The organism is Pseudactinotalea sp. Z1739 (assembly GCF_049725055.1).
Taxonomy (GTDB): Bacteria; Actinomycetota; Actinomycetes; order Actinomycetales; family Beutenbergiaceae; genus CALKWS01.
Map to the genome: position 1 here is coordinate 199,977 of NZ_JBMPQA010000006.1, position 20,504 is coordinate 220,480.

Annotated in this window: 18 protein-coding genes; 10 read left to right on the forward strand and 8 right to left on the reverse strand. The window is 64.1% G+C overall.

Annotated features, from left to right (window positions below; all coding sequences use genetic code 11):
* Positions 1-5: 5 nt before the first annotated feature.
* From ACO0LV_RS10095 to ACO0LV_RS10110, 4 genes are all read left to right on the forward strand, one after another.
* Complete coding sequence (locus ACO0LV_RS10095; RefSeq protein WP_424787765.1) at positions 6-2,147, forward strand: hypothetical protein; 2,142 nt, start codon at positions 6-8, stop codon at positions 2,145-2,147.
* Positions 2,144-3,646: a sugar ABC transporter ATP-binding protein gene (locus ACO0LV_RS10100; RefSeq protein WP_424787766.1), complete on the forward strand. Its 1,503-nt coding sequence runs from the start codon at positions 2,144-2,146 to the stop codon at positions 3,644-3,646. Before ACO0LV_RS10095 ends, ACO0LV_RS10100 begins: the two co-directional genes overlap by 4 nt.
* Positions 3,643-4,641 carry an ABC transporter permease gene (locus ACO0LV_RS10105; RefSeq protein ID WP_424787767.1) on the forward strand — a complete coding sequence of 333 codons (999 nt, stop codon included), beginning with the start codon at positions 3,643-3,645 and terminating at the stop codon, positions 4,639-4,641. The genes ACO0LV_RS10100 and ACO0LV_RS10105 overlap by 4 nt, the downstream gene beginning before the upstream one ends.
* Positions 4,642-4,821: 180 nt before the next feature.
* A complete protein-coding gene (locus ACO0LV_RS10110) occupies positions 4,822-5,055 on the forward strand; it encodes a hypothetical protein (RefSeq protein WP_424787768.1) in 234 nt (77 codons plus the stop codon).
* A gap of 254 nt (positions 5,056-5,309) precedes the next feature.
* Here the strand turns inward: ACO0LV_RS10110 and ACO0LV_RS10115 are convergent, their stop codons facing one another.
* Genes ACO0LV_RS10115 through ACO0LV_RS10130 form a run of 4 tightly spaced genes read right to left on the reverse strand, consistent with a single transcriptional unit; the run spans position 5,310 to position 13,398 of the window.
* Positions 5,310-8,528, reverse strand: coding sequence for a type I restriction endonuclease subunit R (locus tag ACO0LV_RS10115; RefSeq protein WP_424787769.1), 3,219 nt, complete (start codon positions 8,526-8,528; stop codon positions 5,310-5,312).
* Positions 8,529-8,530: 2 nt separating this feature from the next.
* A complete protein-coding gene (locus ACO0LV_RS10120) occupies positions 8,531-9,700 on the reverse strand; it encodes a restriction endonuclease subunit S (protein WP_424787770.1) in 1,170 nt (389 codons plus the stop codon).
* Positions 9,700-11,340, reverse strand: a complete 1,641-nt coding sequence (locus ACO0LV_RS10125) for a type I restriction-modification system subunit M (protein WP_424787771.1) — start codon at positions 11,338-11,340, stop codon at positions 9,700-9,702. Before ACO0LV_RS10125 ends, ACO0LV_RS10120 begins: the two co-directional genes overlap by 1 nt.
* A gap of 3 nt (positions 11,341-11,343) precedes the next feature.
* Positions 11,344-13,398, reverse strand: coding sequence for a hypothetical protein (locus tag ACO0LV_RS10130; protein WP_424787772.1), 2,055 nt, complete (start codon positions 13,396-13,398; stop codon positions 11,344-11,346).
* Between the two features lie 19 nt (positions 13,399-13,417).
* On the opposite strand from ACO0LV_RS10130, the gene ACO0LV_RS10135 reads away from it, so the two are divergent.
* The 3 genes from ACO0LV_RS10135 to ACO0LV_RS10145 all read left to right on the forward strand — a co-directional run bounded on the left by ACO0LV_RS10135 (position 13,418) and on the right by ACO0LV_RS10145 (position 15,097).
* Positions 13,418-13,861 (forward strand): DUF3892 domain-containing protein, encoded by a 444-nt coding sequence (locus ACO0LV_RS10135; protein ID WP_424787773.1) that lies wholly within the window; start codon positions 13,418-13,420, stop codon positions 13,859-13,861.
* A gap of 5 nt (positions 13,862-13,866) precedes the next feature.
* Positions 13,867-14,349 (forward strand): hypothetical protein, encoded by a 483-nt coding sequence (locus tag ACO0LV_RS10140; protein ID WP_424787774.1) that lies wholly within the window; start codon positions 13,867-13,869, stop codon positions 14,347-14,349.
* A gap of 157 nt (positions 14,350-14,506) precedes the next feature.
* Positions 14,507-15,097 carry a hypothetical protein gene (locus ACO0LV_RS10145; RefSeq protein ID WP_424787775.1) on the forward strand — a complete coding sequence of 197 codons (591 nt, stop codon included), beginning with the start codon at positions 14,507-14,509 and terminating at the stop codon, positions 15,095-15,097.
* Between the two features lie 47 nt (positions 15,098-15,144).
* Here the strand turns inward: ACO0LV_RS10145 and ACO0LV_RS10150 are convergent, their stop codons facing one another.
* Together ACO0LV_RS10150 and ACO0LV_RS10155 are read right to left on the reverse strand one after the other, a co-directional pair.
* Positions 15,145-15,450 carry a type II toxin-antitoxin system RelE/ParE family toxin gene (locus ACO0LV_RS10150; RefSeq protein ID WP_424787776.1) on the reverse strand — a complete coding sequence of 102 codons (306 nt, stop codon included), beginning with the start codon at positions 15,448-15,450 and terminating at the stop codon, positions 15,145-15,147.
* Positions 15,447-15,701, reverse strand: a complete 255-nt coding sequence (locus ACO0LV_RS10155) for a ribbon-helix-helix protein, CopG family (RefSeq protein ID WP_424787777.1) — start codon at positions 15,699-15,701, stop codon at positions 15,447-15,449. Before ACO0LV_RS10155 ends, ACO0LV_RS10150 begins: the two co-directional genes overlap by 4 nt.
* 1,080 nt (positions 15,702-16,781) lie before the next feature.
* Between ACO0LV_RS10155 and ACO0LV_RS10160 the strand changes: the two genes are divergently transcribed.
* Positions 16,782-17,030 carry a hypothetical protein gene (locus ACO0LV_RS10160; RefSeq protein WP_424787778.1) on the forward strand — a complete coding sequence of 83 codons (249 nt, stop codon included), beginning with the start codon at positions 16,782-16,784 and terminating at the stop codon, positions 17,028-17,030.
* Positions 16,993-17,361: a type II toxin-antitoxin system PemK/MazF family toxin gene (locus ACO0LV_RS10165; protein ID WP_424787779.1), complete on the forward strand. Its 369-nt coding sequence runs from the start codon at positions 16,993-16,995 to the stop codon at positions 17,359-17,361. The genes ACO0LV_RS10160 and ACO0LV_RS10165 overlap by 38 nt, the downstream gene beginning before the upstream one ends.
* A gap of 148 nt (positions 17,362-17,509) precedes the next feature.
* On the opposite strand, the gene ACO0LV_RS10170 is transcribed toward ACO0LV_RS10165, so the two are convergent.
* Both ACO0LV_RS10170 and ACO0LV_RS10175 read right to left on the reverse strand, forming a co-directional pair.
* Positions 17,510-18,844: an APC family permease gene (locus ACO0LV_RS10170; RefSeq protein WP_424787780.1), complete on the reverse strand. Its 1,335-nt coding sequence runs from the start codon at positions 18,842-18,844 to the stop codon at positions 17,510-17,512.
* A 9-nt stretch (positions 18,845-18,853) separates the two neighbouring features.
* Positions 18,854-19,552: a carbon-nitrogen hydrolase family protein gene (locus tag ACO0LV_RS10175; RefSeq protein ID WP_424787805.1), complete on the reverse strand. Its 699-nt coding sequence runs from the start codon at positions 19,550-19,552 to the stop codon at positions 18,854-18,856.
* A gap of 363 nt (positions 19,553-19,915) precedes the next feature.
* Here ACO0LV_RS10175 and ACO0LV_RS10180 point away from each other — a divergent pair, with 363 nt between their 5' ends.
* On the forward strand, positions 19,916-20,095 hold the full coding sequence (locus ACO0LV_RS10180) for a hypothetical protein (protein ID WP_424787781.1): 180 nt from the start codon (positions 19,916-19,918) through the stop codon (positions 20,093-20,095).
* The last annotated feature ends 409 nt before the right edge of the window (positions 20,096-20,504 follow it).

A 20,504-nucleotide genomic window follows, 5' to 3' on the forward strand; every position in this document is an offset into this window, starting at 1 on the left:
TGAACATGACTGTGTTGCTTCCCGAACCGAAGCTTGTGACCACCCAGGAGGGGCGCACGCTGCCCTTCGAGGCTCTCGAACTGGACGTCACCGCCGCCGGCGAGATGAGCCGGGAGGAGATGCAGGAGATCGCGCAGAGGCGGATGTGGAACGCCCCGTGGCTCTTGGCCGCCGATGCGGGCCGGACGCTGCCGGTACGCGTGGTTCCCTTCCGTGCTGAGGTCGAGGTGGAGAATCCGGATCTGTTCCGCAGTCAGGGCTACATCCTGGAGGTCCACTCCGACCACGCTGTGATCGAGTACGGGGACCGGCAGGGGTACGTCGCCGGCCTCACCTCGTTGAAGAACCTCATCCTCACCCAGCACCTGACCGGGCAGGCCGACGGGTACCAGCTCGACTGCACCAGGATCGTGGACTACCCGTCCATCCCGGTGCGGGCGGTGTCCCCGACGTTCAGCTGGTACGCCGGCTACGGGCGGATCGGGTTCGACATGCAGTTGTGGGGGTACGCCGAATGGGAGCAGTACCTGCAGCAGTGCATCGACCAGAAGATCAACCAGTTGAACATGGTGATGTACGGCTACTGGCCCTTCGAGTTCGAGCAGTACCCCGAAACCACGTTCAAGGACATCCCGGTCGAGATCTGGAACGCCGAGAACGACCGCTGGCTGAAGATCGACTACTCCCACCCGAACATCGAGGAGAACTTCCTCGCCGAATTCATCGAACTGGCGCACAAGTTCGGCGTCTCGATCTTCGCCTACGTCGGTCTGAACTCTTATAACGGCGGGTACACCATCGCCCACCCGGAGAAGCGGATGACTCCGCCGGCCGATTCGGGCTTCCTGAACGACTTCGACTCGGTCTGCCTGTCCGACCAGGAGAACATCGACTACATCCTGGCCTCCATGCGCAAGATCGCCGAACTGGGCTTCGACGGCTTCAGCCTGGAGGAAAGTGAGGAGGGGTTCTGGTTCTGTGAGTGCCCGGCCTGCACCCAGCGCTGGCACGCCAACGCCAAATCCGCCGGGGAGGCCAAGCACGCGGCGAACATGTGGCTGCTGAACCAGATCTACGACACCGTCCGCGCCGTGCGCAGCGACCTGGTGCTCGGCATCCGGGCCTTCCGCCAGCCGCCGCTGGTCAAGGACCCCGAGTGGCTCGAGGAGACGGTGGCCTCCATCCCCGATGACATCGTGCTGTTCTGGGCGCCGGCGCTGTACGTGCCGGACAGTGAATTCACCAAGTGGGTCGAGGCGTTCGGCAAGCACCGGATCTGGGGCCGGGACTCCGAATCCAACTCCATCACCTCCACGATGGGCCGGCTGTACCGGGTGTTCACCTCCAACATCATCCGGTACGAGGATGAGCCGAACGAGATGTCGATCGAACGGGACATCGAACAGCACATCGGCAGCGTCGAGCATGACGTGCACGGCATCAACGGGTTCATGTTCGAGTGGTACGGGCTGTTCATGCACCAGTTCGCCCACGGCAACTACGGCTGGGGTTCGACCATGCCCCAGGAGGAGTTCTTCGAGCGGGCCTGTGCCCTGCACTTCGGTCCCGACCTGGGTGCCCGGGTACTGCGCGTGCTGCGGTCGATCCTGACGATCCACGAGAGTCAGATCGAGTTGTACACCACCCCGTTCCCGTTCCAGGCGAACATCATCAACGACGGCGACCGTCCCCAGATCCAGCAGGCGATCGGCGATCATCCGCACCTGTTGGAGCAGATCCGGGACATCCAGGAGCAGGTGGCGGCCGAACCCGCGCTGCAGCACTACCTGCCGCACTTCACCAAGATCGAGAACGCGCACCGGCGCAACCGGGTCATCTACGACCTGGTCCTCAGCGCCCTGGACTACGAGCAGGAGACCGACCCCGCCCGCAAGGCCGACCTGCTCGATGAGGTGGCCCGGCACAACGAACGCGACTTCGCGATCGCCAAGGAGATGTTCTTCGACCTCAACCCGGTCTCCCAGACCGGGGTGCGCAGTTGCATGATGCCGTACCACGAGATGAAGCGCCTGATCCACAACATCAAGAACCCCGACGCACCCGATGAGGACATCATCGTCTCCGGTATCGAGGCCCTGGGCTGGTTGTGGCTGCAGGACGACGAGGCGCGGAACGCCCAGGTATGAGCGATTCCACGAACGTGCTGTTGGAAGTCCGCAACTGCACGGTGCGGTTCCCCGGCGTCGTAGCCGTCGACGACGTCAGTTTCCAGGTCCACGCGGGAGAGTGTCATGCCCTCGTGGGGGAGAACGGCGCCGGGAAATCCAGCCTCATCAAGGCGATCATCGGTGAGAACCGGATGGCCACAGGTGAAGTGTCCGTGCAGGGCGAGCCGATACCGGCCGGGGCGAGCATGCAGGAGATCCAGGACCGGGGCATCGCGGTGGTGCACCAGGAACTCCAGCTCGTGGAGGACCTGTCCGCCCTGGAGAACATCTTCCTGGGACAACTGGCCTCCACCGGCCCGTTCGTGCACCGTGCGGCGCTGCGCCGGCGCGGGGAGGAACTGATGAAGTTCCTCCAGATCGAGTTGGATCTGAACCGGCCGGTGCGCAGCCTGCGGACCTCGGACAAACAGGTCGTGCAACTGGCCCGCGCCCTGGCGCGCGATGCCCGGGTGGTCATCTTCGACGAACTGACCGCGGTGCTGCCCGAGCAGGAGACGAAGAACGTCTACCGGCTGGTGCGGCTGCTGAAGGAACGCGGCCTGGCCGTGGTCTACATCTCCCACCGGCTCGATGAAATCTTCGAACTGTGCGATCGCTACACCGTACTCACCGACGGTAAGCAGGTGGGCAGTGGACAGGTCGATGAGTTGACCAAGCCCGAACTCATCCAGATGATCGCCGGTCGGGAACTGACCAAGATCTACCCGACCATCGCCCCGCACCAGGACGACGTCCTGCTGGAGGTCCAGGGACTGTCCTCCCCGGTCTTCTCCGACGTCAACCTCACCCTGCGATGCGGGGAGGTGGTGGGCATCGCCGGCCTGGTGGGCGCCGGGAAGACCGAACTGCTGCAATCGATCTATGGCGCCATGAAGACCGACGGCGGCACGATCCGGGTGCGCGGTGAGCAGGTCCGGGTCAAGTCACCGATCGACGCGATCCGGGTGGGCATGGGGCTGGTGCCGGACGAGCGCAAGACCCTCGGCCTCAATATGCATACCGATGTGCGGCGCAACGCCACCATCGCCTCGCTGAAGAAATTCAAACGTGGCTTCTTCTTCATGGATGAGCGCAAAGAGCGTTCGGCCGCCTATGACACCCTCGAACGCCTGGGCACGCGGTACCGCTCCCTGTTCCAGGGCGTGCGCAAACTCTCCGGCGGCAACCAGCAGAAGGTCATCATCGGCCGGTGGCTGCTGGCCGATACCGACATCTTCCTGATGGATGAGCCCACCCGGGGGATCGATGTGGGATCGAAATCGGAAATCTACAACCTGATCGGCGAACTCACGGCGCGCGGGAAAGGCGTGCTGATGGTGTCACCGGAACTCGAGGAACTCCTGGGCGTATGTCACCGGATCTACGTGATGTACGAAGGGCGGATCGTCGACGAAGTCTCCGGCAGCAGGCTGAATCAGGACCAGATCTTGGAATCATTGATGGGAGCAAAGGTATGACGGCACCTACCACCGGAGATGCCATCGAAGGCGGCCTCTCCCTGAAGAACCGCCGCTACGGAATCGGCAGCAGCGGGTTCGTCAGCGACTGGATGATCTTCTTCCTGGTGCTCAGCGTGTTTCTGCTCTGCTCGATCTTCATCGACAGGTTCTTCGAACTCGGCAACATGATGAACATCATGCGCCAGATCTCCTTCCTGGCCATCGTGGGGCTCGGGCAGTTCTTCGTGATCGTGCTCGGCCATCTGGACCTGTCGGTGGGTTCAGCGATCGGGTTGTACTCGGTGCTGATGGCAGGGTTGGTCTCCCGTAACGATCTGCCGCTGCTCGTCGCGATCGCGCTGGTGCTCGTGCTGGCCGCGCTCGTCGGGCTGGTCAACGGGCTGGTCACGGTGGTGGGGAAGGTGCCGGCGTTCATCACCACGCTGGTGATGATGAACATCCTCATGGGCGTGGCCTTCCTCTACTCCCGCGGCCTGCCCATCTCCGGCCTGCCCTCCGGGTTCAACTTCCTAGGGATGGGCTACCTGTTCTCCGTGCCCGTCCCGATCTACCTGATGCTGCTGATCGGGGCGGCGTGTTACGTGTTCACGATGCACACCCAGATGGGGCGGAACTTCTACGCCGTGGGTGGCAACGCCGAAGCGAGCCGGTTGAGCGGTATCAATGTCCGCGCCATCACCCTGATCGGCTTCATGCTCTCCTCGGTCTTCGCAGCCGTCGGGGCGATCGGACTGACCTCCAGGACCATGGCCGGTACCGCGTCGCTGGGGGAGGCGCTGCTCTTCGACGTCATCACCGTCGTGGTGCTCGGCGGAACGTCCCTCTTCGGAGGGCGCGGTAACGTCGTCGGCGTCATCCTTGCCGCACTACTCATCGGGATCATCTCCAACGCGATGGTGCTGCTGGGGATCGACACCTACTTCCAGTGGATCGTCAAGGGCACGATCCTCATCATCATCGTGCTGATCGATGTGAACTCGAAACGAAGATGACGGCGTAGCCAGGGCGCTATCCCGGGCGGCGAACCTACGTGTCAGCACTCCCCTGTTACGTTAGGCGCAGGCCCCGGCGAGAAAGCAGAGCATGCGCGAATTCGAGCATCTGGTTGAGGCGGTGCGCCAGTTCGCCATCGACCGGGACTGGGACAGTTCCACACTGCGAAGAACCTGGCGATGGCGATCGCCGGCGAGGCTGGGGAGTTGGCCGCTGAACTGCAGTGGTCCGACGGCGCCACCAGTAACGAGCGGGTGCAGAGCGACCCTGAACTGCGGGAGCGGGTCGCCTATGAGATGGCGGACTTGCTCATCTACCTGGCCCGCTTGGCGGACGTCACCGGCATCGACGCCATCGACGCCGCCTTCGAGAAACTTGCCATCAACGAGCAGCGCTTTCCGAAGAAGTTGTAACGGCAGGCAACGCCAGGGCGGGTCCGGAGCCTCGGGCGCTGACCACCGACTCCAGCATCGCCTGGGTCTCTGGGTCGGTGGAGTGCAGGATCGTAGATCGCCAACGGTCCAGCATCTCGATAAGTTCCTGGTACAGAATCCCGGCTCTTCGTAGCCGCAGGTTCGCTGAATCTGAGATCTCCCTGCCTGGGCGAAGCACTAACTCTTTCATTTCGGTCACCCCACCTGGGGCGGTCATCAGTTCTGACGTCGGCTCACTCACCACTCAGCGCATACCCCGGCGCCAACGACTCCATCTGTCGCATCACTAACTTGATCGCCCCCGGCTGCTGATCCGGCGGATAGCGATGCTTCGCCAGCAGCCGCTTGATCGACGTCCGCATCTTGGCCCGCACGTCCTCACGCACAGTCCAGTCCGTCCGCACATCCCGCCGCATGACATCCACCAGCTCTCGCGCGATCTTCGCAAGCGTGTCCTGCCCCTGCTCCAGTACCGCGGACTCATTGGTCGCTACCGCGTCGTAGAACGCCAACTCGTCATCGGACAACGGCGGGTCGAACTGTTCGCCACGGTGCGGTTCGGCGGACAACTCCTGAGCGGTCTCGATCAACGCCGCGATGACCTCAGCGGAGGTGAGGTTCGCATTGACGTACTTGATCATCAACTCCTGCAACTGCTCGGAGAAAGCCTGCCGACGCACCACGTTGTTGCCCAACAGCGTCCGGCTTTCCTCCAACAACATGTTCCGCAGTGCCTCGATCGCCAGATGCTGGTTCGGCGCCTGTTGCATCTTGGCGACGAAGGCCGTGTCCAGGTCACTGAGCGCCGGCTTGTCCATCCCGGCAGCGCCGTAGATGTCAATGACCTCTTCGGACACGATCGAAGAAGCCACCAACGAGTTCAGCATCCGCTGCACTTCCTCGGGCACCGGCTCCCCGTTGGCCTGACGGTCCTCGGCGTCCCGTTTGGCCATCCATACGCGCACTTCCTCAAAGAACCGAGCGTCGTCGGCCACGGAAGCCAACTCATCCGTGTGTCCAGCGATCGCCCACACCCGGCCCAACTGCGCAGAAAGTTGCCGGTACCGACCCGCCAGTGATTCCTCATCACCGCGAACCTGGTTCCCCGGCGTGGACGGTGCGCGTAGCCAGTTCACGGTCGCCGCTACGGCATCCACATACGCCCGCGGCCCCGGCCGAGCCAGCCGTCCGCGCCAATCCACACCTACCAGCAGCCCGTCGAGCACCTCCACCAACTCCTTGGCCACCGCCACGGTCTCCGAGATGTCCCGCCCTTGCGGCCGTACCTTCCGGTCGGTGTCGGTGTACTCCTCCAGTGCCCGCGCCAGGTTGTCCACCACCGGGGCGTAGGCCACCAGCAGCCCGTCCTGCTTGCCCCGGAACGTGCGGTTCACTCGCGCCAGCGTCTGCATCAACAGCGCGCCCTTGAGCGGCCGGTCCAGATACAATGTGTGCAGCGGCGGCGCATCGAAGCCGGTGAGCATCATGTCCTTGACGATGACCAGTTCCAACTCATCATCGGGATCCCGCAGCCGGTTCTTAACCGCCTTGTTCTGCGAATCCCGCCGAACGTGCAAGGACACCGGCGGCTGATCGGTGGCGCTACCGGAGTACACCACCTTGATCCTCCCGGCGTGGTCCTCCTCGCTGTGCCACTCCGGCCGCAGCGCCACGATCGCCGCATACAGATCCGCGCAGATTTGCCGCGTTGCTCCCACGATCATCGCCTTACCCGGGGTGCGCGGATTCTCCTCGGTCCCCAGTGCTTCGAACATGGCCTCCCGGCGCCGCTCCCAGTGCGCCACCAGATCCGCCGCCAGCGTCTGAATCCGTGCCGGCGCGCCATAGAGCGCATTGATCACCGCGACGGTCTTCTCGATGCGGTCGCGTTCGGCGTCGTCCAGCCCCTCGGTGGCCTCGTCGGCAGCGCGGTCGATGTCCTCGGCCGAGAGTTCATCGGCCCGATCCACCTTGATCAGCCGGCTTTCGAAATGCACCGGCACCGTGGCCCCGTCCTCCACGGCGCGAGTCAGGTCGTAGATGTCGATGTAGTCACCGAACACCTCACGGGTGTTGCGATCAGCGAAAGACACCGGCGTGCCAGTGAACGCGATCAGCGTCGCTCGCGGGAGGGCGTTCTTCAGGTGCCAGGCGTACCCGTCCAGGTTGTCGTAGTGGGATCGGTGCGCCTCATCGACGATGACGATGATGTTGCGCCGGTCCGACAGCAACGGATGCACCGCGCCGGACTCGCGCTCGGCCTGGTTCAGCCCGAACTTCTGCAACGTGGTGAAGTAGGTGCCTCCGGTGATCCGGTTCTGCAGCTCGCTGCGCAACTCCTCCCGGCGACGCACTGCGACCGGCTTCTCCGGTAGCAGCATGGACCGGTTGAAGGTCTCATACAGTTGCCCGTCCAGTTCGGTGCGGTCGGTGATGACCACGATGGTCGGGTTGCGCAACTGGGGGATCCGCAGCACCTGGTTGGCATACAGTTCCATCTCCATCGACTTGCCCGACCCCTGGGTGTGCCACACCACCCCGGCCTTGCCGTCGGAGGCCACCGCCTGCAGCGTCTTGGCCACGGCCTTCCCGACGGCGAAGAACTGGTGCGGTTTCGCGACCCGCTTGATCAGCCCTTCCTCGGTGCTGTCGAAGGCGACGTAGCGGGTGAGGAACTCCAGGAACCGCTCCGGGGGGAACAGCCCATGCAGCACACGGTCCAACCCCGTGGAGGTGTCGTCAGAAGCGGACGACGGCGACGCTGCGGTCAGCGAGTCACCCTCCTCGGTCACATTCCAGGGGGAGTAGTGGTTCAGCGGGGTGAACGGAGTGCCGTACTGAGCGGTCACTCCATCGGAAATGATCGAGACGACGGCGAAGCGGAACGCGAGCGGGAACTCCCGCAGGTAGGTCTGCAGTTGGGCGTGAGCAGCGGCTGTATCAGCATGTGCGGCACCTGGACGCTTGAGTTCGACGATGCCCACGGGCATGCCGTTGAGGTAAAGCACGACGTCGAACCGGCGGGTCGTCTCGCCGCTGGTAATGGTGACCTGGCGAGCAGCGAGCCAGTCGTTGTGCGCAGGTTCAGCGCTGACCAGGCGGATGGTGGGGTTCTGCTCCACACCGTCGGAGTCGACGTAGGACATCCCGCGGAACCCGTCGGTGAGCATGGTGTGGATGCGCTGGTTCTCGGTGATCGCATCCTGTGACGTGGCCGAGCCTATGACGTCGAGGGCCTGGTCCAGGTAGACGCGCGGGACGTCCGGGTTGAGGCGGTGCAGCGCAGCGCGCAGCCGGGGACGGATGAGCAGTTCGTCCCAGGTGTGGCGCTCACCCTCTCCGTGCTCGGTGGTAGCGCCGGGGGCGATGGCGGTGCCAGCGACCGGCTTCCAACCGAGTTCGCCCAGGACGTCGACGGCGAGTTGCTCCAAGTCATCCTCCGAGAACCGCACGTTTACACCACCGCCTCGACCTGACGCTCGGCATCCTTCACGCGCAACTTGCCCGACATGAGTGCGGGAAGAAGTGCGTCGCGAGTGGCCGCGAGTGCACGATTCTCGATGTGACGGCTCACGATAAGTTCGAGTAGCGGTGAGCACTTCTGATCGAACTCGTGCGCAGCGTCCTTGCCCGGAAGAGTTGCAGCCGTGGATTGTAGGTCGCGTTTATTCATGTGGATAACCGTCGTGCCTGTCTTGTGGCTCTCAATATAACTCAAGGGTTCGCGAGCTGCTTCAAGTGTAAGTGCGTTTGAATGATCAGTTCGGAGTCGGCACATACGTTGATTGAGGATGGCATTCTCGCCGAGCCATATTGTCGGCGTGAACTCAGCGTCCATGCCAGCCACGATCTCGCCGGGCGTGATGATTGTTTCATCGCTCCGAGTTTCTGTCGTCCATGTCTGGGGAGTGTGGGTGCGAAGGTCCCGGATTCTCATGAGTGGTCGACCAATGCCTATATCGCTAAAGTTCTCGCCTTTAAACGCTGAACCATAAGTAACCTGGAAGTATTCTAAGAAGCGTCCGTGTCGGATGGGCGCCTGAGCAAGCGCACTCCGATACAGGGCCGAAATCAGGCTGCGTGATCGCGCAGTCAACTGGTGGTTGGCGGCGATCTTGTCGTCGAGGGCGCCCAGCACCTCCGCGATCGCCCGTTGCACGGCTAACGGTGGTAGCGCGATATTCAGTGATTCTAGAGTCGCTTTGGTTAGTGCTTTCCGAGTTCCTCCGGAACTAATCGCAATAAGGTGATCCTTGAAGGAGGGGTTTGTCAGGAACTTCTGCAGGTACCGGCTATCAAGTTCATCTGTGGGCCTGAGGATGGCCACGTGTTGACTCACCCGAGCGGGTAGGGCCTTTAGATCGACTAATGAAGTCCTAGCAATTGAGTCGCCCGTAATGTTTATAAGGACGTCCCCTGGACTCACTGCTACGGATGATAGGGCCGCCGCTGAGTCATCATCGATGTAGGCCACGTCCTCAAGGCGCATTTTGTGGTCGTGTACGTTCTGCGAACGGATGAATGTCGTGCCGGATGGACGGTACACCGTACTGCCGCCACGGGGCGTGGCTCCAGAGCCGATCTTTGAGGTGAGTTCTCCGAGTTTGCGTGTCGCCCAGGCCATTATCTGACCCTGCCCAACTGCTCGCGTACGACCTGTTCCAACCGCGACGACTCTTCGAACTGCTCGAGCAACTCCGTCGTCAGACGATCGATCTTCTCCTCCAGCGGCTCGCCGTCGTCCTCCACCTCAGGGACGCCGACGTACCGGCCCGGGGTGAGTGTGTAGTCCGCTTCCTTGATCTCGCCCAAGGTGGCCGAGTAAGCAAAGCCCGGCACGTCCTCATAGGTGAGGCCCGCCGTCGTCGCTGATTCGGTGCCCCGCCAGGCGTGGAAGGTGTCGGCGATCTGGGCGATGTCTTCCTCGCGCAGTTCGCGTTCGGCGCGGTCGATCATGTGGCCCAAGTTCCGGGCGTCGATGAACAGCACCTCGCCGGTCCGGTCGGTTGCACCACCAGGGCCGGCGGTCTTGTCTCTAGCGAAGAACCACAGGCAGACCGGGATGCCGGTGGAGCGGAACAACTGGGTCGGCAGCGCGACCATGCAGGAGACCAGGTCCGCCTCGACGATCTGGGCGCGGATCTTGCCCTCCCCGCCGGAGTTCGAGGACATCGACCCGTTGGCCATCACCACACCCGCAGACCCGCGGGGGCTGAGTTTGGACAGGATGTGCTGGATCCAGCCGTAGTTGGCGTTGTTGGCCGGTGGCACGCCGTAGACCCAGCGGGAGTCCTCCTCCGAACGGGCCCAGTCCTTGATGTTGAACGGGGGATTGGCCAGCACGTAGTCCATCTCGATGTCCGGGTGCTGGTCGCGGGCGAAGGTGTCCCCCCACTTGGGACCGAGGTTGGCGTTGAGGCCGTGGATAGCGAGGTTCATCTTCGCCATGCGCCAGGTGCGGTCATTCAACTCCTGGCCGTAGACGGAGATCGCGGTGCGGTCGGTGTCGTGGCGCTGCAGGAACTTCTCGGTCTGCACGAACATGCCGCCCGATCCGCAGCACGGGTCATAAACCCGACCGGAGTAGGGCTCGAGTACCTCCACCAGCACGCGCACCACATCCGGGGGCGTGTAGAACTCCCCGCCACGCTTGCCCTCGGCGGCCGCGAACTTGCCGAGGAAGTACTCATACACCTCGCCCAGAATGTCCCGGGCCTTGGTGGCCCCGTGGCCGGTGAACCGGGCGGTGTTGAACAGGTCGATCAATTCACCCAAGCGGCGTTGGTCCACGTTGTCGCGGTTATAGATCCGCGGCAGGGTGCCGCGCAGGCTGGGGTTGGCGCCCATGATGAGTTCCATGGCGTCATCGACCAGTTCGCCGATAGAGCGAGCCAGTTCGGCGCCGGAAGCGGGTAGACCCTTGGCGTTGGTGGCCAAGTAGTCCCAGCGCGCCGTGGCCGGGATCCAGAACACTCCGTGGCCGGTGTACTCATCGATGTCATCGGTGAAGGTGTCGATCTGGTCCTCAGGGATGGCTTGATCGAGCAGTTCGGCGCTGATCTGCTCACGACGTTCGGTAAAGGCATCCGAGACATACTTGAGGAACACCAGCCCCAGCACCACGTCCTTGTACTGCGAGGCATCCATGGAGGAGCGGAGTTTGTCCGCGGCCTTCCACAGGGTGTCCTTGAGTTCCTTCATCGAACTCGGTCCCTTGACCGAATTGGCTGCCGAGGCTTCGGCGGCCTTGCGCTTGGGTGGCACGTCCTAGTGTCCTTCCGGTGGGGCTGTCGTGGGGGTGTCGAACTGCAGAACCCGGGCGGCGATGCCGTCGAGCAAGTCGTCCCGGAGTTCCTTCAGTGCGGCAATGCGGGCATGAGCGTGTCTGTGTGCATTGTCCACTGCGGCCATCGCCTCGCGCAGCGCCTTGCGTTGGGATTCCGGAACCGGGCGCAGTGTCACTGACCGCCAAGCCCGACCGCCGGTGGCTCCGTGACGGTTGAGCGCGCGGGCGAGTAGGTGTGGGTCGAGTGTTTCTGTTGGCCGCAGGATGCGCGCGGGGTAGGTGACGAGGGCGCTGCCCTCATGGTCGACGGCGGCACGGAGCCCGCCGGTGGTGGTGAGGATGACGTCACCAGGTTCGCTCAAGTGCGCGGCGGGGTAGTCCTCGGCCAGGGTGAGCAGGTCGATGTGAACCTGAGCAGGGGCCAGGCTGCCGTCCATTATCTGGTCCGCGCCCAGCACGGGGACACCGGCTTCGTCGGTGGGTTCGCCGCTGAGGCGGTGGCCGGGGATCAGTTCCAGATCACCTCGGTCCAGCCAGTGCTCGATGGTCTCGTGCGTACTGGGCCGCCGCGTGGTCGGCGCGCTTGCGTGAAAGACGCGAACAGCGGGCGCGAGCGGCTGGGCTGGTTCGCTATCGAGGCGCTCGGCCAGGGTCATCAGGCGCGCCGCGGTGTGGGAGCCGGATGTCGCCGGCCGTGGGGGAGCGGTGGTGGGGCCGGGGATCAGTGGGCCGTGGGCTGCGATGACGGAGCGTGCCGCGACCCGGCGGGAGTAGTGGAACGCGTGGGAACGTACGGTCTGCTCATCGCCCATCGCAGCCAGCGTGTCGTTGACGACGTCAATGCACAACGCTGGGGTGAGGCCGCGGTCGGTAAGGTCGCAGACGGTGGTCCAGCGCCGCTCGGCGGGCACGCCGGGGTGCGTGGCCCCCAGTACCCACACCGCCATGGCTCGGTTGTGGCGCCGCGGGACGCTACCGGCGGGCAACCGGATGATGGAGCGAACCCGGTCCAGCCGGAGCAGATGCGCGCGCAGGTTGTCCGCCTCCCGGTCGGCCAGTTCGTCAATCAGTACCTGGGCCGGGCCGACGATCACGGCACGCTGACCGGCGTGCATTTCCAAGGCGATGTCATCGATCTGTCGCAACAGGTGCAGCGCGGAGCCTCGCGGGTCGTCCTCGTGATCGACCTGGGTCAGCACCACGGCGGACGGTGCCGCGCCGAGTTCTCCGGACAGTCGCCGTCGTCCCCACCCGCCCGACAGCAATCGCCGGAGGGTGTTCCGTCCGACGGCGGTGGTCACCTCGGGAGTGTGTGCGACCGCTGGGATGTGCTCAGGCAGGCGCTCGCGGACCGCCGCCAACAGGTCACCCGCCTGCGGGAACGGATCGGCGAAGTGCATCTCGCCGTCGTCTCCCTCATGCAGCGCAATTGCCAGATCGGCCAGCAACCTCAGTGCCGGACGGGAGAGCACGTCCGGGAGGTTCGGTGCGCGCCGTCGTGCTTCCTGCAGCGACTGCTCCAGAGCGTTGGCCGCCGAGTAGGACGCATCGGCAACCTGCTCGGCGTGGGAGACCAGTTCGGGGTTCTGGTGGGCGGCCTCGACTTCGCGGTAACAGAACTCGTCATGGGGATCGACGTCGTCGGCGAGGTCGAGGAGTTCCGTGGGGACGGTCTCGGTCAGGGAGGCGCCGGTGAGCGTGGTCAGGGTGAGGAGGGCGGCGACCGCCGCGTCGAAGTCGGCGCTCAGGTGCGCGGGGCCCGGACGGACGTGGGCGGCGAGGTCCTCCTGGGCACTGGCGTTGTTGCCCAGGCCGGTACGGGTGAGCCATGCGGCGATCTCCGTAGCGTCGAACTGCAGTTCCGGGTGGCCGGGGTTGACCGGCGCGGGGAACGGGTCCGGGCCTTGGGCCTTGCGCCGCCGCCAGATCGTCACCACCGGCCGGCGGACCTTGGCCAGCCGAGCGATGCCGGACATCGACAACAGAGCAGCCGGTGGCTGAGGCTCCTCCGCGCCTGGTGCGGGGCTGGGTGCCATGGCGGTCTCCTGTCGGTCGATGGGCGATGACTTCACCGTAGCGATGGATGCAGACACCGGGCGCTATCCAGGCGATAAGGGGGCTTATCGCCATGGTGTTGGAAATGCGAGTGAACGTCGCTCTACGTTCCTGGAGACCAGCGGAGGGCAGATCAGTTCTCCCGTTAACAGGAGGTTCTCGATGATGTATATCCGTAAGGTTCGCCTGGAAGATCCGGGCACCCTTAACCGTCACATCACCGCGGTGCAGTTCTCGTTCGCCACCACCGGCACTTTGCGCACCGCGACCCTGGCGGAAACCGTCGCCGGGATCTTGGCCGGCCAGCAGTACCGCAGCCACAACGACGCAACGGGTGCGCAGGCGCCGGTGGTCGTGGCTACCTCGGTGAACGGGCTGCGCTACATCACCACCGTTGCCGACGGGCGGGAGTCCAACAACCTGCTCGAACTTCCCCGGTTCTGATCGCGATGGATACCGAATCGCGGCGAGAAGGGCCCGCTGCTGGGCAGGGCTACTCGGTTGAGGCGATTCTGGCTGCCGAGCAGGAAAGGGGAAAGCGCCGTCGGTGGCGTTTGATCGGTCTGCTCGGAATCGCGGTGGTGGTACTCGTCTTGGCGGGTACCGCCTACTGGCAGAGCCGGCCCCCGGCGCCTACTGCGCTGGAAGCCGCCTACGAGCGCTGTGGGTTTGAAGAAGACCTCGGCGCGCAACTGGCCGATGAGGGCCGCACCCTGCTCCTGCAGACCGCCGGGGAGGAGAACTCCCTCGGCATGGATTACCTCGAAGTGCTGTGTGCCTTCACTGCCCTGGACGTGCCGACCCGCGTTACCACCCAGATCGCCGCAACGCGGGCTCTTGACGGACGCGTGAGTGACTCCTGGGACGTCTACACCGCCACCTGGACCTATCACCCGAACTCGGGTCTGAACCTGATGATCACGATCGATTGAAAGGACAAGAACGATGACGAATGACCCTTACCAGGATTACTCCTACTCCCCGGACCCACAGTTCGATGAGAGTCCGACTGCCGATGGCGCCTCGGGGGTAGGGACCGATGCTCCAGCGCCGCCTCGCAAGGGACGCTTGCGCCGCTGGCTGACGCCCGTGATCGTGGGTGTGCTTGCGTTCACTATCGGCGTTGCTGCGGGCGCCGGAGGGGACACAGAGGAGATCACGCCGACGGGGGATCTCGATGCCGAGATCGAGGCCGCAGTGGCAGATGTCGAGGCCGAGCGGGACGCGCTTGTCACGGAACTGGAGGAGACGGAGGCCGATCGTGACAGTGTGGCCGCCGACCTCGAGTCCGTAGCCGCGGAGCGGGACGAAATCGCGGGCGAGATCACCGCTGCCAGGACCGAGCGTGACGAGGCGCTGGAGCGCGTGGAAGCCATGGAGGCGGAGAGCCAAGAAGCGCAGGCTGCCGCGGAGGCCGAGGCTGAGGCCGCCGCCGAAGCGGCGGAGCCGAGCGACTCATTCGGGAACGGCACCTGGCGGGTCGGCGAGGACATTGAGCCGGGCACCTACCGCACCGACGGCGGTAGCGGATGCTATTGGGAGCGGCTCTCCGGATTCTCCGGTGAGTTCAGCGACATCATCTCCAACGACTTCACGTCGGGCCCTTCGACGGTCACGATCCAGGGGAGTGATGCTGGATTCAGCAGCCAGGGGTGTGGGACGTGGGAGTTTATGGGGTGATGACTCCGATTGGTGACCGATAACGGTGGGAGGCCCGTTTGCGGCGATCAGGCGGGCGGGCCTTCAAGGGCGGCGGGTTGATCGCGTCTGGTGTGCAGCACACGCACGACGATCAGTTCCGCTTCTCCAGCACGGGTGTAGAAGACGCCGTACGGGAACCGGCGCATCCGAGTTCGCCGCAGCACGGTGACACCCTCAACCGGAGGAGCGCCGTCGGGAAACACGGCGAGACGGTCGATCACAGCGTCGAAATCATCCAAGAAGCGCTCGCCCAGCGCCGAGTCGATCGCCGCGTAGTAGCGACGGGCCGTTACGAGGTCGCTCTCGGCGTCCCTGGTGATGTGAACCTTCACCTGTGCTGACGAAGGTCGTTGCGAACCTCCGACCACTCACGCACTGATTGCGGGTCGGCTTGGATCGCATCAAGGGCCGCGAGGAGTTGGGCACGTTCGGCCTCGGTCGGCCGGTAAGTCGGTTCGCCGAAGTGGGTACGAAGAGCCTCTTGGACGACCTCCGAGCGGCTTCGATGCTCGATTGCCCGGGCGCGCTCGACGAGTTCATAGAGTTCTTCAGGGAGAGTGATCGCCACCTTACGGACTGCCATGGTTCCTCCTCAGTATGAGTTCATCATACTGCGGCGTACGCACCTCGCAGGGTTCATGCGCCGCCGGCGGGCTGGTCACGACTGCCTGGGGCCCAAAGCGCCTGGCGCCCTCCAACTCGTCGGGCCTCGTGCTACACGACATCAGGGCTACCCTGACGTGAGTGGTGACTTGACGATCACGGTCGACGACGAGACGCTCAAGCGCGCCCGTATCCGTGCTCTCGAGCGCGGGGAGTCCGTGAACGCTTACCCTGCTGACCAACTGCGCAAGTACGCCCAGGACGATGAGGACGATCGCCAACAACGCACGGTGACTCGGCTTCTGGAACTGTCGAAGTCGATGAGCGGGTCGTCTGGGGGCCGTGGATGGTCTCGAGAGGACCTCTACGACGGTCGGCGCATCTCGTGGGGCATTCCTGGACACGACTCGCTTATCCCTTCGACGAATCTGATCCGGACCGCCAACAACGCGCCTGGCGCGCTCTGGCGACGCCGCGGGGGAGTGAAGACTTCCCTGAGGGGGCGACGTTGCGCGGAGTGCGCATTGTGAACCCACTTCGCGGGTAACTCATCCCTCAGGGGTCAGGCCTTAGCGCTTCTGCTTCATCATCCAAGGTGTGCAGTTCACCGAGGGGAACACCTAGTGCGCGGTCGACGATCTCGAGCGCGAGGAGGCTTCGGTCCGCCAAGGTCTGCAAGGTCCGGTTGCGCACACAGGCACCATCGTCAACAAGACAACGAGCACGATCACCAACACCACACCCGGCGGAGTTTTCCAGAACCCGGGCTGCGTGGCGTGCGGACTCTCCAGCAGTACCCGGCGCTCGACCCCTGAGGGGATGCCGGACGCCCACACTGAACGTGCCCAGCGATCGATCCGCCGCTCCCCAGGTGCCATCAGCGAACTCCCTACATTCTCAGCGCCAGTCAGCAGCCTCAAGGGGTGCAGTCATCTATCCGAGAGGACACCGGGTGGGAGCCTGCATACGGCGCGAAGCGTGGGACGTTGACTTCACTCTCGCCACGGCCCTGAGTGTGCGCAAGGTATACGCAGAATTCTCATACACGTATACTCAGTGCGTGGTGACCACGATCAAACTCAGCAAGCAGACTCGCGACCGGGTCAATGACGTCGGTGCACGAACCGGTCAGACTGCCGAGCAAGTCGTGCGCCGGGCGTTGGAGGAGTACGAGCGGGCCCTCTTCTGGGCTGACTATGGGGCAGCGGCGGCCGCGGAACGGGTCGATCCGGAAGTGGCAGCCGACCAGGCCGAGGAGAACGCGCTGTGGGATGCGGCGACCGCGCGCGATGGATCCCGGCGTGGCTGAAACCCCTCTTCGTCACGATGTGTGGCTGGTAGACCTCGGCGACCCGATCGGCCGCGAGGCTGCCTACCATCGGCCCGCCCTCGTCGTCTCCGATGATCCCGCCAACCGCTATGGGCTGGTGACGCTCTGCCCGATCACCCGGTCGAGACGGGGCTACCCCACGCGCGTGGAGATCATTCCGGGCTCATCGGGCCTGGATGAGACCAGTTACGTGCAGGCAGAGCAGCCGCGTACCCTCAGCACGGCTCGGATGGTGCATCGTTTGGGCCGTGCTGACATCGCGGTGATGTCTGAGGTGGAGCGGGTTCTCCGGTTGCTGCTGCGGCTCTGAGCGGCCGCTCCTGACCTGCTCCTTAACGCCGTCAGGGACCGGTTCCATGCTTGTGTACGGAGTCTGGGTGCGGCGAGCCGCGCGCGATGGTCGTCGTCCCTGTCGACCTCACGCTTCGTGAAGGCACTGGACGTGTATACCAGCGTCATCACGCGTCGGCTACGACCTCCTCCAGCCTCACCTCGGGCGGCTCCCGCCGTAGGCCCCTCGTCATGATGAGGAGCCACGCGAACCCGAGGACGAGCCAGATCACCCCGATCGTCAGCGCGTTGACGTCGAGATTGACCAGTAGCCACGTGATCACCCCAAGGCCGAGCAGTGGCTGGAGCGTCCAACTGAGGACGTTCCGGTGCTTCTCGTGGCGTTGCCGCATGAATAGAACGATCACGGAGATGTTGACGAAGGCGAAGGCGGTGAAGGCGCCGAAGTTGATGAAGGACGTGGAGGTGGTCACATCGAGGAACACCGCGACGAGACCGACGGCGCCGGTGAGCGCGAGGTTGAACACCGGCGTCCGGAACCGGGGGGAGACGTAGCCGAAGATCTTGCGCGGGAGCACCCCGTCGCGACCCATCGCGAACAGCAGTCGGGAGCCGGCCGCTTGAATGGGTATGCCGGCGGTGAACTGCGCCACGATGACGGTTGCGAGGAACACCGCCCCGAACAGGTCACCGCCGATCGTCCGGGCGATATCCAGAGCAGCGCTGTCCGGGTCGGGGTATGTCGCTCCGGCGCTGACCAGTTGGACCACGAAAGCCACGGCGACGAACACGGCACCGGCGATCGCGGCGGTCAAGATGATGGCACGGGGCACAGTTCGTTTCGGGTCCACCGCTTCTTCGGAGAATGTGCTGACGGCGTCGAAACCGATGAAGCTGTACGCCGCCAGCGCCGCTCCGGCTACCAGCGGCGTCAGACCCACATCCGCGTTCCAGAACGGTTCAGTGGTGACGGCCAGATCAGGATCAGCAAAGACCCGGCGCAGCGATAGCCCGACGAAGAATAGAAGCACCAGAACCTGGAAACTGATGAGCGCCAGGTTCACCCGGGTCGCGACCTTGATGCCGATGACGTTGAGAATCGTGGTGAGCAGGATGAAGCCGAGCAGGAACACCCAACCGGGAACGCCGGGGAATTCGGCGGTCAGGTAGGCGGTGCCGATCAACCAGACGACCATGGGCAGGAAGAAATAGTCCAACAGGATCGCCCACCCCACCATGAATCCTGTGCGGGGCCCGATCGCGCGGCGTGCGTAGGTATAGGCGGAACCCGATACCGGGAACTCTCTGGCAAGTTTCGCGTAACTGATCGCGGTGAAGATCATCGCGATGGTCGTCAACGCGTAGCTGCCGGCGAGCATGCCCCCGCTGACCTCCGAGAACGCGCCGAATGTGGTCAGAACGATGAAAGGCGTGATGTAGGCAAGACCGAAAAGGACCATCGGCCACAGAGTCACGGTCCGTTCGAGTTTGGGCGTGGTCACTTTGCTCTCCTAATCTCGTGAAGAGTGCGGCCGCCAGCGCTGTGCGCTGATCGATCCGTTATAGAGAGGTAGTGGGATCTCGGCGTCGTCCGTGCGGACTTGATCCCACATGCGGTTGAGGCCGGCAGTGCCGTACCTGCGGACCCGTGCGACGGCGCCGAGGTCGAGGACGTCGGTCAGGAAGGCCGGTGCTTCACTCGGTGCCTGGGAGCGGACGATCCCCTCGGGGTCGACGATGATGCTTCGACCGGTTCCATGGGGAGCGGAGGCGTTCACGCTCAGCACGAACGTCTGGTTCTGGATCGCGGTAGCGCGGGCCAGGATCAGTTCTTGTTCACGGTCGGACGTGCTCGTTTGTGCCGGGCACAAGATGACGTCTGACCCCATCCAGGCCAGGTGGCGAGCCACCTCCGGAAACCAGATGTCGTAGCAGATGCTCAACCCGATGCGTCCCACATCCGGGATGTCTCCCACAGCCATCGTGGACCCGGAGGTGAATGGTTCGAACGGGCGCCACGGGAATATCTTTCGGTAGGAGCAGACCACCTCACCCGCAGGACTCAGCAGGATGGCGGTGTTGTACACCTCACCGGACGGCCCGCTTTCGATAATCGTCCCCGGGAACAGCCACACAGCGTTCGCCCGGGCGATCGCGGCTAGTTCCCGCACCCGGGGACCCTCGAGCGGTTCTGCCAGTTCGGCGTACAGGGCGGCGCGCTCTTACGGATCCCCCGAGACTTCACACGTGTGATATTCGGGATATAGCAGAAGCCTGGTCTCGGGAAAGTCCTTGAGAAGTTCGGAAACCTCATCGCCGAGTTCGCTGGTGGCCGTGGCGGGGTTTCGTGCGGGAACTTGGGCGACGAGAATCGGTAACCATCGATTCACCTCATCACCTCCGAATACTCGCAGGCTGCGATGAGCCGGAGCATACTCCTGCGCCCGGACTTCTCGATGGATTTCAGAACATGAATTCCGAGGCAGATTGGGCCCCGACTTTGGATACGCCCGATCACCCCTACACCACGGCTCAACATGCCGGTGCAGCCCGGTGTTGCTACCGTCCCATTCATGATTGGCTTCCTGATTTTCCTGCTCGTGCTGTGGCTCGTGGTGTCGGTGATCGGCGCGATCATCGAGGGCCTGCTGTGGCTCACCCTCATCGGCATCATCTTGTTCGTGGGAACCGGAGTGTTCCTCTGGCTGCGGGCCAAGGCCAGGGGCAGCAGCGGTACGACGACGACCCGCTGACTCCTCGCAGTCCGCGGCCTCCAGACGCTCCCGGGACAACTCGATCGCGCACAGGGGCACCCGGTGGGTGTCGATGAGGTCCTGGCGCCAGGCCACCACATCCTCCGGGCGCAGCGCGGAACCGGCGGCAGCCACCGCGGTCGCCTCGCACGGCAGAAGTCCGTCGAACCGCAGTACTTCTGAGAATCCCTACATTGCTCCATGGCTGCGGGGACGTGGCCACACGATTCGCGGTGACTTGTGCGCCCTTCATGAGAAGGCTCCACCGCGGCCCAGCGCCGCGGCTGGACTGTCGCAGGCCGTCACCCGGGGGGCGAGGTGCCCACTCGTGCTCGGAAACAGTCGGCTCTATGCTGCGGCGGGAGACCCTTCGACTAGGGGAGCCCCGATGGCTGCTAGTGGCGGCACC